Source organism: Micromonospora aurantiaca ATCC 27029 (assembly GCF_000145235.1).
GTDB lineage: Bacteria > Actinomycetota > Actinomycetes > Mycobacteriales > Micromonosporaceae > Micromonospora > Micromonospora aurantiaca.
In genome coordinates this window covers 3,330,984-3,344,628 of record NC_014391.1, presented here as the reverse complement: position 1 = coordinate 3,344,628, position 13,645 = coordinate 3,330,984, and the positions used below count along the sequence as shown (strand labels likewise).

The following is a 13,645-nucleotide window of genomic DNA, read 5'->3' as shown; positions in this document are numbered from 1 at the left end:
CAACGCGCTCGTCACCGAAGCTTGATCGCGAAGGGCTGGTCGCGGGGCGGGTACGGGCGTTCGGGTACCGTCGGAGCGTGGGACGGGAGAACATGGGGGGTGCTTCGTGACCGACGTCGCGACCGACCAGTTGCAGGTCTGGGTGGATCAGGATCTCTGCACCGGTGACGGGCTCTGCGTGCAGTACGCGCCGGAGGTCTTCGAGTTCGACGTCGACGGCCTGGCGTACGTCAAGGGCCCCGACGGCGAGCTGCGGCAGGCCCCCGGCGCCCGGGTGGACGTGCCGGAGCACCTGCGCCTCGAGGTGATCGACTCCGCGAAGGAGTGCCCGGGCGAGTGCATCCACGTGGTGCGCGGCAGCGACGGCGTCGAGGTGGCCGGCCCGGAGGCCGAGGACTGAGGCAGAGACGGACACGACGGGCCAGGGACGTGTGGTCCCCGGCCCGTCGTGCGTCCGCCTCAGAGCAGGGGCCGGCCGACGACCGAGGCGACCAGCCGGGCGAACTCCTCCAGCCGGGCGATCTGCCCGGCCCCGCCGTCGTCGAGGGTCTTGCCGAATCGCAGCGCGTCGTGCCGGGGCGCGCCGATCGTTTCGTCGCTGGGCGGCGCCTCGTCCAGTGAGCTGAGCAGCAGGTACACGTCGATGCTGTCGACCCGTACGGTGCCGTTGTCGGCGCGCATGAGCCGCCGCCGGCAGCCGACCTCGGTGACGGTGGACAGCGGCACCACCCGCAGCGACGAGGTCATCGCGCCGGGCGGCCCCTCCCCCGGCGGCACGTCCTCACCGTGCCAGAGCACCAGCCGGCTGCCGTCGCAGACGACGACCTCCTGCCACACGCCGTTCACCTCGTTGACGAAGCGCTCCAGCGTGAAACCGAGCACTGAGGCGCCGCGCAGCACGCCGTCGAGCGCCTCCAGCGCGATGTCCGGGTCGCGCAGGTACGCCCGGGCGGCCGACTCCAGATCGGTGTAGGGCGACCAGTCCGGGAAGACGGCGGGCAGATCGCCGTTGCCGTAGCCGGGGTTGCTCACGCCGCCTCCCGCCGACCCGCGCCGCGGCGCCGCCGTCGGTTCCGGTCACCGGCACGGGCGCGCCGCCCGACGCGCGCCCCGATCCGCTCGCTCATGCCACCGTCTCCACCCGCTCAGGTGTCGTCCCCACCGGCACACATGATCCGCCCGTGCGCGCGCGGGCGCGCGGCGGGGGTCAGGACTGCTCCGGCTCCTCCGCCGCGCGGGCCGCGGCGGCGGCGCGCAGGGCGTCGCGGCGCTGCGCGTACGCCTCGGCGCCCTTGCTGGGCTTGCGCCGCCGCGGCGGCGCGGTGACCCCGGGGGCGAGCTTGCGCGCGGAGACCAGGAACGCGGTGTGGGCGATCATCCGGTGGTCCGGTCGGACGGCGAGCCCCTCGGCGTGCCAGTCGCGCACGAGCGACTCCCAGGCGCGCGGCTCGGTCCAGCCGCCGCGCTCGCGCAGCGCCTCGACCAGCTCGGACAGCTGCGGGGTGGTGGCCACATAGCCGATCAGCACGCCGCCGGGCACAAGTGCCCGCTCGACCATGTCGAGCATCTCCCACGGGGTGAGCATGTCGAGGATGATCCGGTCGAATCCGGTCTCGGCGCAGTCGGCGACGTCGCCGACGTGCAGGTTCCAGGCCGGGTGCGGGCCGTTGAAGAACGCCTCGACGTTGCGGCGGGCGATCTGGGCGAAGTCGTCGCGCAGCTCGAACGAGTGCAGCTCACCCTCGGTGCCGACGGCCCGCAGCAGCGAGCAGGACAGCGCGCCGGATCCGGCGCCGGCCTCCAGCACCTTGGCGCCGGGGAAGACGTCGCCCATGGCGACGATCTGCGCCGAGTCCTTCGGGTAGATCACCTGGGCGCCTCGCGGCATGGACAGCACGTAGTCCGACAGCAGCGGCCGCAGCGCCAGGAACGCGGTGCCGCCGCCGGCGGTGGTGACCACGCTGCCGTCGGGCAGGCCGATCAGGGTGTCGTGCTTGAGGATCCCGCGATGGGTGTGGAACTCCTTGCCCGGCTCCAGCGTCACGGTGTGCATCCGGCCCTTCGGGTCGGTCAGCTGGACCCGGTCGCCCGGCCGGAACGGCCCGCGGTGGACCGGGGGCAACGCCGGGACGGTGGGGATCTCTGCGGTCACGTGTTCGTCTTCCGTTCGGGTTCCAGGAGCTGGGCGAGATCCGCGATGTGCAGCACGCCGACCACATCTTCGCCTGCCGTCACGACGTACTGCGCGCCCGGGTGGGTGCGCACGGTCTCCAGCACCCGCTCGCCGTCCGCCCCGAGCGGCAGGGCCGGCACGGCGGACAGGTCGCGGGCCACCTCGTCCACCGCGACCCACGGCCTCCGTTCCGGGGGTACGGCGGCGACGCGGGCCGGGTCGACCAGGGCGACCGTACGGCCGGCCGAGTCGACCACGCCGAGCGCCGCCTCGGGGGTGCCCGCCTCGTCGCGGCGGCGCTGGGCCTCGGCCAGCGGCGTGCCGGCGGGCACCGGCAGCACCGCGCGGGCCAGCCGGGCCAGGTCGACCAGGTGCAGCCGGCGGCCGATGCGCGCCATCCGGATCGACTGGCCGGCGCCGCGCCACAGCGTCAGCGCGACGAGCAGCAGCAGCGGCAGGGCCAGCGGGGCCAGCGCCCGGCGCATGGTGAGCACCACGACCAGCGCCAGCGTGCCCAGCGCGACGGCCCGGCCCACCCAGCCGGCCACCTCGGTGCCGCGGTGCCGGTCGCGGGTGAGCGCCCACACGGCGGCGCGCAGCGCCCGGCCGCCGTCCAGCGGCAGGCCGGGCAGGCTGTTGAAGATCGCCACCACCACGTTGCTGACCGCGAGCTGGAAGGCGAGCTGGTGGCCGAGCGTGCCGGCGGGCAGGGCGAGGGTGGCGGCGACCGCGCCGGCGCCGAGCACTGCGGAGACGGCCGGACCGGCCAGGGAGATCAGCAGCTCGACCCGAGGGCTGGGGGCGTCGCGGTCCATCTCGGTGTAGCCGCCGAGCAGTTCCAGCGTGATCCCCCGCACACCGATGCCGTACCGGCGGGCGGTCAGCGCGTGGCCCAGCTCGTGCAGCAGCACGGAGCCGAGCAGGGAGATCACGAAGCCGAGGCCGACCAGGTAGCCGCCGAGCGGGCCGAGGTCGAGCTGACGGCGGGCCAGCGCCGCGTACAGCACCGTGACCACGACGGTGAGCAGCAGCATCGAGGCGTCGACGCGCAGCGGCACCCCGAGGACCCGGCCGAGGCTGAGCCCCGGCCGGCGGGGTCCTCGGCTCCGCTGCTGCACCGGCCCGATGCTACGTGAGCTGAGCTTCGGCGAGCCCCGCAGCCGGGGACGACCCAGGGTGCCGCGATCCCGATCATGCTTCGGTGCGGCGACGCCGGCCCTGTCACACGCGTGCCCTAACCTTCCGGTCATGACGGCGGAACCGATGATCGACAGTCACGGCGACCAGACGGCGGCACCGGCGCCGGTCACCGTGCGGGCCTCGTTGTCGCCGTCGCGGGCGGCAGATTTCAAGACCTGCCCGTTGCTCTACCGGTTCCGCAGTATCGACCGGCTGCCCGAGCGGCCGACCGTCGAGCAGGCCCGGGGCACGCTCGTGCACGCCGTGCTGGAGCGGCTGTTCGACCTGCCGGCCGCGGCGCGCACCCCGGAGTCGGCGGGTGACCTGGTCGTCCCGCAGTGGGACCGTCTGGTCACCGAGGAGCCGGAGCTGGCGACGCTGTTCGCCGACGGCGACGCCGTCGGGCCGCAGGAGTTCCTCCGGTCGGCGACGGCGCTGCTGGACGGCTACTTCGCGGTGGAGGACCCGCGCCGGCTGGAGCCGGCCGAGCGCGAGGCGCTGATCTCCGCGGTGGTGGACGACGAGCTGCTCATCCGCGGTTACCTCGACCGGCTCGACGTCGCGCCGGACGGCGCGCTACGGGTGGTCGACTACAAGACCGGCGGGGCGCCGCGCGAGGCGTTCGAGGCGCGCGCGCTGTTCCAGCTCAAGTTCTACGCCCTGGTGCTGTGGCGCACCCGGGGCGTGGTGCCGCGCGTGCTGCGCCTGCTCTACCTCAAGGACGCCGAGGTCTGCGACTACGCGCCGGACGCCGACGAGCTGGTGCGTTTCGAGCGCACCGTGGTGGCGCTGTGGCGGGCGATCGAGCAGGCCACCGCCCGGCAGGACTTCCGTCCCCGGCCGAGCCGCCTGTGCGACTGGTGCAACCACCAGGCGCTGTGCCCGAGCTACGGCGGGACGCCGCCGCCGTTCCCGGTGGCCGCCGCCGCGCCCGACCCGCTCGTGGACGCCCGCTCCCGCCCGGTGGCGCCCGGCGCCGACGAGTGACCTCCGCTCCCGCCGGAGGGTGCCCGGGTTGACGCCTGGCCGCAGGGTCCCCGGATCGACGGGCGATCCCGCGCACGCCGGCGATGCCCAGTCGTACCCGCCGTCAATCCACCCGTTCGGACCGTAACCGCACACAAGAGCGCCCGCGATCCCGTGCGGACCGGCGCGCGGAGCGCCCGCGATCCCGCGCGCGGCTCGGGCGCGGGGAGCGCGTCCGAGCCCGATGCGGACCCGGCGCGCAGAGCGCCGTGGGAGTGGACCGACGACACCGAGATGGCCTGTTCGGTGGTGGCCGGACTGGCCGGCGGGGGACGGATCGACCGGGACCGGCTGGCGTTGGCGTTCGCGCAGCGCTGCGGCCCACACCCGGGGGTACGGGCCGGGCGCGGTGACGGTGCTGCGGCTGATCCGTACCGGCACGCCGTGGCCGGTGGCTGCCGCGTCCGCCTTCGACGGGCAGGGCTCCTGCGGCTGGGTCGCCGCCACGCTGCCGCACGACTGTCCGGCCGCGATCCGTGTCTGCGTGGAGGCGGGCGGCCACGTGGACACCACAGCCGCCATCGCGGGCAGGACCGTTGCCGCGTACACCGGTTTGAGCGGGCGCGACCGCCCACTTCCCGCCGCCTGAAGGCGTGCGCGCCACCTCGGGGAGGTGGCGCGATCGAGCGGTGCGTGATGCCGCAACCTCCCCGACCAGGTGTGGATCACCACCGGTGGCGACCGGGCACCCGGACCACTTCACCGAAATGGCGAGGTTGACGGGCGGGATGCACCCAGGTCAGGAAGGTGGCGGGTCGACGGGGTGGGGCACAGCCACATCGGGGAGGTGGCGGGGTCAACGGGGATGGGACGCAGCCACATCGGGGAGGTGGCGGGGTCAACGGGGATGGGACGCAGCCACATCGGGGAGGTGGCGGGGTCAACGGGTGCATGATGCCGCAACCTCCCCGAGCAGGTGTGGATCACGACCGGTGGTGACCGGGCACGCAGCACCTCGCCGAGGTGGCGGGGTCGACGAGGGCGGGACGCCACCTCGGGGAGGTGGCGGGGTCGATAGGGGTGGGATGCAGCCACCTCGGCGAAGTGGGGTCGATCATGCGTGCGGGGCGTGCACCACCGGCCGGGACGGGCTCGCCGAGCCGGCGCGCGGCGCTCCCCGAGCTGGGCGAGTCCGGTGTCAGGTCACCGCGGGGCGGAATCGGGTGCCGGGTCACTCTGGGACGAATGCGGCGCCGGGTCACCGTGGGCCCCGCGATCCCGCGCGGGCCGTGCGCGCAGACCGCCCGCGATCCCGTGAGGGCCGTGCGCGATCCCGCGCGGGCCGTGCGCGCAGACTGCCCCGCGATCCCGCGCGGGCCGTGCGCACAGAGCCCCCCGGGATCCCGTGAGGGCCGTGCGCGCAGGGCGCCCCGCGATCCCGCGCGGGCCGGGCGCGCGGAGCCCGGCCAACCCGCGGGATCGGAGCGGCCTGATCGGCGACCGGGCGGCCGGCGCCCTCTACGGTGGTTACCGCGGCCCGGTTCGCGCTGGATGGATCGCGGGCGCGTGCCGGCGGGCTCCGGCCGGACCGCCGACCGGACGACGAGGGGGATGCATGACCGAGGGCGCCGTCTCCCGGCCGGTGCGGATTCTGCTCGCCGACGACCAGCCGCTGCTGCGTACCGGATTCCGGATGGTGCTCGGCGCGGAGGACGACCTCGACGTGGTGGGTGAGGCCGGCGACGGCGTGGAGGCGGTGGAGCTGTCCCGGCGGCTGCTGCCCGATGTGGTGCTGATGGACATCCGGATGCCGCGCCTGGACGGAGTGGCCGCCACCCGGGCGATCGTGTCGGCCCGGCTGCCGGTCCGCGTGCTCGTGCTCACCACGTTCGAGCAGGACGAACACGTCGTCGGGTCGCTGCGGGCCGGGGCGGGCGGCTTCCTCACCAAGGACGTGCCGGCCGAGGACCTCGTCGCCGCGATCCGCACTGTGGCCGCCGGGGGCGCGGTGATGTCCCCACGCATCCTGCGCCGGCTGCTCGACCGCTTCGCCCAGGTGCTGCCGGACCCGGCCGCCGCGCCGGCGCGGGCGCTGGAGCCGCTGACCGACCGGGAGCGCGAGGTGCTCACCCACATGGCGCGTGGACTGTCCAACGCGGAGATCGCCCGGTTGCTGTCGGTCAGCGAGACCACTGTGAAAACCCATGTCGGTCATGTGCTGACGAAGCTACGGTTGCGCGACCGGGTCCAGGCGGTCGTGCTCGCGTACGAGACGGGCCTGGTCCGTCCCGGCGGCTGAGGTGGCGCGGGTCGCCTACCGTGACCAGCGGCGGGGCTGATGTGTTGACCATCACGCGGGGTCAGGCCCTGACGTCGGCGTCGCCTGCCGGTCAGGGGTCACCCTGAGCCCGGATGGGGGTCGACCCTCACCGGAAGATCGGCGCGGATTCCACCCCAGGTCGGAGGGCTTTCGGGCTCGCGACCCCGAGGATGGATTCCGCCGCACCGGCCAGCGGGGGCGGTGCGGCATGAGAACGACATACGGAAGAGGTAGATGACGTGACCGCGACGGTAGGCCGAGAGCAGGCCGCGGCCCGGGCGAACGACGTGTGGAAGGTGTACGGCAGCGGTGAGGCGCAGGTCGTCGCGCTGCGGGGGTGACCGCCGAGTTCGAACGCGGCCGGTTCACCGCGATCATGGGGCCGTCCGGCTCCGGCAAGTCCACACTCATGCACTGCCTCGCCGGTCTGGACACGGTGACCAAGGGCACCGTGATGATCGGCGACACGACGGTGACCGGTCTCAACGACGCGGGTCTGACGAAGCTGCGCCGGGACAAGGTGGGCTTCATCTTCCAGCAGTTCAACCTGCTGCCCACGCTCACCGCGCAGGAGAACATCCTGCTGCCGCTGTCGATCGCCGGGCGCAAGCCCGACCCGGCCTGGTACGACACGGTGATCGACACGGTCGGCCTGCGGGAGCGGCTCGGGCACCGCCCGGCTCAGCTCTCCGGCGGCCAGCAGCAGCGCGTGGCGTGCGCCCGGGCGCTCGTCGCCCGCCCCGAGGTGATCTTCGCGGACGAGCCGACCGGCAACCTGGACTCCCGCTCCGGCGCCGAGGTGCTCAAGTTCCTGCGCAACTCGGTGCGCGAGCACGGCCAGACCATCGTGATGGTCACGCACGACCCGACCGCCGCCGCTTACGCCGACCGGGTGGTCTTCCTCGCCGACGGGCAGATCGTCTCGGAGCTGATCGAGCCGACCGCCGAGACGGTGCTGGACACGATGAAGAAGCTGGACGCCCCGGTCGAGGTGGGCAACTGATGCTGCGGGCAACGCTCAAGAGCCTGCTGGCGCGCAAGCTGCGCCTGCTGCTGTCCGGCCTGGCGGTGGTGCTCGGCGTCATGTTCGTCTCCGGCGCGTTCGTGCTCACCGACACGCTCGGGCGGTCCTTCGACGCGGTCTTCGCCGACGCGTACGCCGAGGTCGACGTCAGCGTCGAGGCGAAGCCGAAGATCGACGTCTCCACTACGGAGGGCATGCCGCTGAGCACCCCGATGCCGGCGTCGGTGCTCGACCGGATCAAGGCGGTGCCCGGCGTCGCCGACGCCGAGGGCGTGGTCGCCGCCGACGGCGCCCGCATGATCGGCAGCAACGGCAAGGTGGTCACCTCGTTCGGTCCGCCGCAGCTGGGCCAGAACTGGCTCGGTGAGAGCGACCTGGTGGAGATCCGCGAGGGCCGCGCGCCGCAGGCCGACGACGAGATCGTGATCAACACCGCGCTGGCCGAGGCGGGCAAGGTCAAGGTCGGCGACCGGGTCGGCGTGCTGACGCTCGCCCCGAAGAAGGAGTTCACGCTCGTCGGCGTGTTCGGCTACAGCGGCGGCCGGGACTCGATCGGTGGCGCCAACGAGGTCTACTTCACCACCCCGGTGGCGCAGCAGCTGATGCTGGGCAAGCCGGACGTGTTCAGCAACGTCAGCGTCCAGGCCGCCGACGGCACCACGCCGGCCGCGCTGCGCGACGAGCTGGCCCGCACGCTGGGCGCCGACTACCAGGTCAAGACCGGCGAGCAGCTCGCCGCCGACGCCTCGGCCGGCCTCAAGGAGGGGCTGTCGTTCTTCAACAAGATCCTCCTCGGGTTCGCCGCGGTGGCGCTGCTGGTCGGCACGTTCCTGATCCTCAACACGTTCTCGATCATCGTGGCCCAGCGCACCCGTGAGCTGGCCCTGATGCGCGCGATCGGGGCCAGCGGCAAGCAGGTCATCGGCTCGGTGGTGCTGGAGGCGCTCGCGGTCGGCCTGATCGCCTCGGTGCTGGGGCTCGCCGCCGGTATCGGCGTGGGCGCGCTGCTCGCGTACCTGTTCGGTCAGCTCGCCGGGGGTCTCACCCTGGCCGGGCTGGGTGTGCCGGCCTCGGCGGTGATCGGCGCGTTCGCGGTCGGCATGCTGATCACGGTGATCGCCGCGCTGCTGCCGGCGGTGCGCGCCTCGCGCATCCCGCCGATCGCCGCGATGCAGGACGTCGCCACGCCGGACCGGCCGCTCACCAAGGTCACCATCGGTGGCGCGGTGGTGACCGGCATCGGCGCGGTACTGCTGTTCCTCGGTCTCGGCGGGCACGCCGGCGACAGCACCCTGGCGACCATCCTCGGCGGCGTGCTGTTCGCGTTCATCGGCGTGGCGCTGCTGACGCCGATCATCAGCCGGCCGGTGGTCTCGCTGCTCGGCGCGATCTTCTCCTGGTCGGTGCCGGGCAAGCTGGGCCGGCTCAACTCGGGCCGCAACCCGCGCCGCACCGCGATCACCGCCGCCGCGCTGATGGTGGGCATCGCCCTGGTCACCGGCGTGACGGTGATCCTGGACTCGGCAAAGGGCAGCATCGGCGCGCTGGCCGAGGACACCATCAAGGCGGAACTGGTGATCTCCGGGGCGTCGTCCGGGCCGCGCCCGGCGAGCTTCGACCCGGCGGTGCTGGAGAAGGCCGCCGCGATCCCGGGCGTCCAGATGGTCGACGGCGAGTACGGCGACATGGCAGTGGTCGGCGGCGAGCGGACCTGGGTGGCCGTGTCGAGCAACGTGGCCGCGCTCCAGCAGATCTTCGGGGCGAAGGCCACCGCCGGTGACATCGGCAAGCTGGCACCGGACCAGATGCTGGTCAGCTCCGACACCGCGAAGGCACGCAACCTCAGCGTCGGTTCGACGGTGCCGGTGCAGCTGTCCCGCGGCGAGGCCCGCACCTACACGGTCAGCGGCATCTACGAGAGCTCGCAGCTGACCAACCCGGTGACGCTGCCGCCGCAGGCCGCCGCGGACTTCGCCATCCCGCAGCCGATCCAGGGTTTCCTGCAGCTCGCCCCCGGCACGTCGGTGGACGCGGTGCAGCCGCAGGTCGAGCGGCTGCTGGCGGACAGCCCCGAGGTGTCGGTGGCGGACCGGGCCGCGTTCATCGAGCAGCAGACCGGGCAGCTGGACTCCCTGCTCCAGATGATCCAGATCCTGCTGGCGCTGGCCATCGTGATCGCGGTACTGGGCATCATCAACACGCTCGCGTTGTCGGTGCTGGAACGGACCCGGGAGCTGGGCCTGTTGCGAGCCATCGGCCTGCGCCGCGCCCAGACCATGCGCATGATCACGGTCGAGGCGGTGGTGATCTCCATCTTCGGCGCGCTGCTGGGCGTGGTGGTCGGCACCGGTCTCGGCGCGGCGGTGGTCGAGGCGCTCAAGGACGAGGGCATCACCGACCTGGTCCTGCCGTGGGGTCAGATGGTGACGTTCCTGATCCTGGCCGCGATCATCGGCGTGGTCGCGGCGGTCCTGCCGGCGATCCGCGCCGCGCGGATCAACGTCCTGGGCGCCATCGCCCACGACTGACGTGAAAGGAAGGGCCCCTTCTTAACGCCTCGTGCATAAGAAGGGGCCCTTCCTAACAGTTGAGCAGGGCCGCGAGCAGCTCCAGGTCCGCCCCGAGCAGGCTCTCCAGCTGGTGTACGCCGTCGGTGGGCGCCAGCGGCACCTCGGCCGGCACCGCCAGCACCGCCGCACCCGCGGCGAGCGCGCTCGCCACCCCGGTCGGTGAGTCCTCGATCGCCACGCACCGCCCGATCGGCACGCCCAGCAGACGCGCGGCGGTCAGGTACGGCTCCGGGTGCGGCTTCGCCGCGTCCACCTCGTCGCCGCAGACCACCGCGTCGAAGCTGTCCCGGCCCAGCGTGTCCAGGGCCACCTCGACCAGGGACCGGCCGCTGGAGGTGACCAGCGCGGTGGGGATGCCGGCGTCGCGTACCGCCCGCAGCAGCGCCAGCGCGCCCGGACGCCACCGCAGCCCGGTGCGGAACAGGTCCAGGATCCGGGCGCTGATCCAGTCGGCGCTTTCCTGCACGTCCCGCTCCGGCTGGCCCAGGTCGTCGTGCACGATCCGCATCGCGTCGGCCATCCCGGTGCCGACGATCGCGCGGCGGGCGTCCTCGGACAGGACACCGCCGTACACGGCGGCCAGTTCCTGCAACGCGACGTCCCACAGTTTCTCGCTGTCGACCAGGGTGCCGTCCATGTCGAAGAGCACGGCGGCGGGGTGCTTGCTGCTCAGCGGGGGCCTCCTTCGATACGCGTACCCCGCCGATCCTGCCAGCCGCGTCCGGTGCGCCCGTCACCGTCCCCGATCGGGGTGACCCGCGGCATCAGCCGAGGCCGCAGGCGCCGAGCGACTTCTCGTACCCCCGGAAGAACGACTCGCTGCGCTGCTCGGCGGTGCCGTGCGAGCCCTCGGCGAACCACGGCTGGTCCGGATCGTCGCCGACCGCCAGCAGCCCTTCCCGGAACTCCTCCAGGTCGCCGTCCTCCAGTTCCAGCGCCCCGGACCGCACGCTGTCACCGAGGTACGCCCCGGCCATGCAGTCGGCCTGCAACTCCTGCTGGATGGTGAAGTTGTAGCGGATGCCCAGCCGCACCTGCATGCCGTGGGCGTACTCGTGGCCGAGCAGGTAGAACAGGAACGCGTCGCCGATCTGCCGGAACGCCGCCACCGACCAGTTCACGTCGTAGGCGATGAAGTCGCCGGCCGAGCAGTAGACCGCGTTGTTGCGCGGCAGCCCTTGCCCGGCGCAGGCCACCTCGCCCTCGCGGCTGTAGGCCACCACCCGCCGGATCGGGGTGAACCGCTCACCGGAGGCGCGGAACTGCTCCGCCCAGTAGCGTTCGGCCAGCCGTACCGCGTCCTGGATGTCCTGCTTGAACTCGGCCACGCTCGTCGTGCCGTCCGCGCGGGTGGTCTGCGACTCGGGCTGCGCGCTGCGCGGGGGTGCGGGCTGCTGCGGCTCGCCCTGGTCGTAGCCACCGGCCATGCAGCCGGCCGCCACCAGCGCGGCCACCACCAGTCCGGCGATCGGCCCGCGCCCCTGACGTCCCGCCCTGTCCCCCACCGTGACCTCCCGGCTGTTCGTTCCCGTGTCCCGCAGCAGTACCCCCGGCGGCCGCCGGTGATGCTCACCGGCTCTCACGCACCGCCGCCGGGAATCGTTCACCGGTGCGCGGGAACGGTACGGTCGGCGCGTGGACCGGTCGTACGCGGGAATCGTCTACTGGCGACGCAGCCTCTGGAACGGCATGCGGTGCGTACCGGTGCTGCTGACGCTCGACGAGGGCCGGCTGCGCGCCCGCGACCGGCGCGGCGCGGAGGTGTTCGCCGCGCCCGCCGGGCAGGTCGAGGCCCGGGGGACGATCGTCGGCACGATGCTGCTCACCGTCGGCGGCCACCGGTACGCCCTGGTCGGCGTGGGCGCCACCGTCTCACCGGCGCCGAGCGCGGAGCAGCGGCGGCGGTTGGCGGAGTACACGGCCCGCGCCGAGCCTGTTCCCGACCTCGCGTCGTGGTGGGAGGTGCTGGCGGGGGCCGGCGTGACGGTGCGCTGACCGGCGCGGTCAGTCCAGGCCGCGCATGATGTGCGGCTCGCCGTCGTCGTCGCCGAAGCAGCGGTGCAGCACCTGGGCGCGCGCCCACAGGTCCAGGCTGCTCGGCGGTCCGACCGGCCCGGTTCCGGCGGGCGTGGTGGTCAGCACGGGAGCCGGTTCCGGCGGGACCTGCGACGTCACCTCGTCGGTCATGTCCGCCCCTTTCGTCGTACCCATGCTCGTCTGCGGGCGTTTCCGCCACGTCAACTCCGACGGCGCGGGCGTGGACGCGGCGCGCCTGACCCACGCCGGCCCGTACTCCGGTGACGGTAGCCCGCCGGGCCGTCGAGCACAGCCGTATTCCCGACGTCGCCGCAGGTCGCGGCCGGTGATCAGGCCCGCGCGTCGCGCCCGCCGCCCGAGCCGCAGGTGGCGCAGCAGGTGTCGCCGCGCCAGGCGTCGCGGCCCTCGCGGACCGCGACCACGGCGATCACCAGGGCGGCGACCGGGTCGGCCCAGGACCATCCGAACAGGCCGTTGAGGGCAAGCCCGACGAGCAGGACCACCGAGAGGTACGTGCACAGCAACGTCTGCTTCGAGTCGGCCACCGCCGACCGGGAGCCCAGTTCACGCCCGGCGCGCCGCTGCGCTGCCGACAGCACCGGCATCACGATCACCGAGAGCCCGGCGAGCACCAGCCCGACCGGTGAGTGCGCGGCCTCGGCGCCGCCGAGTAGCGCCCGTACCGCCTCGACTGAGACGTACGCGGCGAGCGCGAAGAACGACACCGCGATGACGCGCAGCGTGACCCGCTCCCGGGCCTGCGGATCCGGACCGGCGAACTGCCACGCCACCGCCGCCGCGGAGGCCACCTCGATGACCGAATCCAGACCGAAACCGATCAGGGCGGTCGAGGACGCGACGGTACCGGCACCGATCGCCACCACCGCCTCGATCACGTTGTAGGTGATCGTCGCGGAGACCAGCAGGCGTACCCGGCGGGTGAGCAGCGCGCGGCGGTCCGGCGCCGGGCCAGCCGGGCGTGACGGGGATCAGCGGCAGGCTCATCAGCAGCATCCGTCCGCGGCGTCCGGGCAGGCGGCCGGGTCGACCGCGAGCACGACGCCGACCAGGTCGCCGAGCGCGTGGGCGAGGCGGGCTTCGGCCAGCTCGTACCGGGTGCGGCGACCCTCCGGCACGGCCACGACCAGGCCGCAGCCGCGCAGGCAGGCCAGGTGGTTGGACAGGTTCTGCCGGCTGGTGCCGAGCGCCTCGGCCAGCTCGGCCGGGTAGCCGGGCCCCTCGCGCAGGGCCAGCAGCAGCCGGGCGCGCAGTGGGTCGGACAGCGCGTGACCGAAACGGGACAGCGCCTGGGAGTGGTGCAGCGTCCACATGCCGTGACTGTACAGCGTCTGCTGTATTCAGGAAAGGATGAACCG

At 73.5% G+C, this 13,645-nt stretch carries 12 protein-coding genes and 3 pseudogenes; 7 read left to right on the top strand and 8 right to left on the bottom strand.

Going from position 1 to position 13,645, the window contains the following annotated elements; all coding sequences use genetic code 11:
- Positions 1 to 106: 106 nt before the first annotated feature.
- On the top strand, positions 107 to 400 hold the full coding sequence (locus MICAU_RS14645; RefSeq protein ID WP_013286103.1) for a ferredoxin: 294 nt from the start codon (positions 107 to 109) through the stop codon (positions 398 to 400).
- Positions 401 to 459: 59 nt separating this feature from the next.
- Here MICAU_RS14645 and MICAU_RS14640 read toward each other — a convergent pair whose 3' ends face one another.
- The 3 genes from MICAU_RS14640 to MICAU_RS14630 all read right to left on the bottom strand — a co-directional run bounded on the left by MICAU_RS14640 (position 460) and on the right by MICAU_RS14630 (position 3,207).
- Complete coding sequence (locus MICAU_RS14640) at positions 460 to 1,032, bottom strand: hypothetical protein (protein ID WP_013286102.1); 573 nt, start codon at positions 1,030 to 1,032, stop codon at positions 460 to 462.
- Positions 1,033 to 1,207: 175 nt separating this feature from the next.
- Complete coding sequence (locus MICAU_RS14635) at positions 1,208 to 2,152, bottom strand: tRNA (adenine-N1)-methyltransferase (RefSeq protein ID WP_013286101.1); 945 nt, start codon at positions 2,150 to 2,152, stop codon at positions 1,208 to 1,210.
- Positions 2,149 to 3,207, bottom strand: a complete 1,059-nt coding sequence (locus MICAU_RS14630) for a M50 family metallopeptidase (protein WP_151014987.1) — start codon at positions 3,205 to 3,207, stop codon at positions 2,149 to 2,151. Before MICAU_RS14630 ends, MICAU_RS14635 begins: the two co-directional genes overlap by 4 nt.
- Before the next feature lie 214 nt (positions 3,208 to 3,421).
- Between MICAU_RS14630 and MICAU_RS14625 the strand changes: the two genes are divergently transcribed.
- The 5 genes and pseudogenes from MICAU_RS14625 (at position 3,422) to MICAU_RS14605 (ending at position 10,190) form a co-directional block, all read left to right on the top strand.
- Complete coding sequence (locus tag MICAU_RS14625) at positions 3,422 to 4,339, top strand: RecB family exonuclease (protein ID WP_041799026.1); 918 nt, start codon at positions 3,422 to 3,424, stop codon at positions 4,337 to 4,339.
- Between the two features lie 273 nt (positions 4,340 to 4,612).
- Positions 4,613 to 4,823, top strand: a pseudogene (locus MICAU_RS33755) (ADP-ribosylglycohydrolase family protein); the annotation flags it as partial.
- A 1,110-nt stretch (positions 4,824 to 5,933) separates the two neighbouring features.
- The gene (locus tag MICAU_RS14615; RefSeq protein WP_013286098.1) at positions 5,934 to 6,617 is read left to right on the top strand and encodes a response regulator; all 684 of its coding nucleotides are present in this window, start codon (positions 5,934 to 5,936) and stop codon (positions 6,615 to 6,617) included.
- Between the two features lie 260 nt (positions 6,618 to 6,877).
- A pseudogene (locus MICAU_RS14610) lies at positions 6,878 to 7,641 on the top strand (ABC transporter ATP-binding protein).
- Entirely contained in the window at positions 7,641 to 10,190 is a 2,550-nt protein-coding gene (locus MICAU_RS14605) for an ABC transporter permease (protein WP_013286097.1), read from the top strand. The pseudogene MICAU_RS14610 and the gene MICAU_RS14605 overlap by 1 nt, the downstream one beginning before the upstream one ends.
- A 52-nt stretch (positions 10,191 to 10,242) precedes the next feature.
- Here the strand turns inward: MICAU_RS14605 and MICAU_RS14600 are convergent, their stop codons facing one another.
- Together MICAU_RS14600 and MICAU_RS14595 are read right to left on the bottom strand one after the other, a co-directional pair.
- Positions 10,243 to 10,881, bottom strand: coding sequence for an HAD family hydrolase (locus MICAU_RS14600; RefSeq protein WP_013286096.1), 639 nt, complete (start codon positions 10,879 to 10,881; stop codon positions 10,243 to 10,245).
- A gap of 115 nt (positions 10,882 to 10,996) precedes the next feature.
- Entirely contained in the window at positions 10,997 to 11,737 is a 741-nt protein-coding gene (locus tag MICAU_RS14595) for a neutral zinc metallopeptidase (protein WP_013286095.1), read from the bottom strand.
- Between the two features lie 130 nt (positions 11,738 to 11,867).
- Here MICAU_RS14595 and MICAU_RS14590 point away from each other — a divergent pair, with 130 nt between their 5' ends.
- On the top strand, positions 11,868 to 12,227 hold the full coding sequence (locus MICAU_RS14590; protein WP_013286094.1) for a hypothetical protein: 360 nt from the start codon (positions 11,868 to 11,870) through the stop codon (positions 12,225 to 12,227).
- 9 nt (positions 12,228 to 12,236) lie between these two features.
- Here the strand turns inward: MICAU_RS14590 and MICAU_RS14585 are convergent, their stop codons facing one another.
- The 3 genes and pseudogenes from MICAU_RS14585 to MICAU_RS14575 form a co-directional block, all read right to left on the bottom strand.
- Positions 12,237 to 12,419 carry a hypothetical protein gene (locus MICAU_RS14585; RefSeq protein WP_013286093.1) on the bottom strand — a complete coding sequence of 61 codons (183 nt, stop codon included), beginning with the start codon at positions 12,417 to 12,419 and terminating at the stop codon, positions 12,237 to 12,239.
- A 179-nt stretch (positions 12,420 to 12,598) separates the two neighbouring features.
- Positions 12,599 to 13,274 (bottom strand): annotated as a pseudogene (locus MICAU_RS14580) (cation efflux transmembrane domain-containing protein).
- The gene (locus MICAU_RS14575; protein WP_013286091.1) at positions 13,274 to 13,600 is read right to left on the bottom strand and encodes an ArsR/SmtB family transcription factor; all 327 of its coding nucleotides are present in this window, start codon (positions 13,598 to 13,600) and stop codon (positions 13,274 to 13,276) included. Before MICAU_RS14575 ends, MICAU_RS14580 begins: the two are co-directional and overlap by 1 nt.
- Positions 13,601 to 13,645: the final 45 nt, after the last annotated feature.

What these genes read in the sequence shown, in the direction of transcription:
- MICAU_RS14630 (WP_151014987.1), bottom strand. Translation starts at nt 3,207, where the DNA reads ATGCTGCTGCTCACCGTCGTGGTCACGGTGCTGTACGCGGCGCTGGCC.
- MICAU_RS14625 (WP_041799026.1), top strand. Translation starts at nt 3,422, where the DNA reads ATGACGGCGGAACCGATGATCGACAGTCACGGCGACCAGACGGCGGCA.
- MICAU_RS14615 (WP_013286098.1), top strand. Translation starts at nt 5,934, where the DNA reads ATGACCGAGGGCGCCGTCTCCCGGCCGGTGCGGATTCTGCTCGCCGAC.
- MICAU_RS14605 (WP_013286097.1), top strand. Translation starts at nt 7,641, where the DNA reads ATGCTGCGGGCAACGCTCAAGAGCCTGCTGGCGCGCAAGCTGCGCCTG.
- MICAU_RS14585 (WP_013286093.1), bottom strand. Translation starts at nt 12,419, where the DNA reads ATGACCGACGAGGTGACGTCGCAGGTCCCGCCGGAACCGGCTCCCGTG.
- MICAU_RS14575 (WP_013286091.1), bottom strand. Translation starts at nt 13,600, where the DNA reads ATGTGGACGCTGCACCACTCCCAGGCGCTGTCCCGTTTCGGTCACGCG.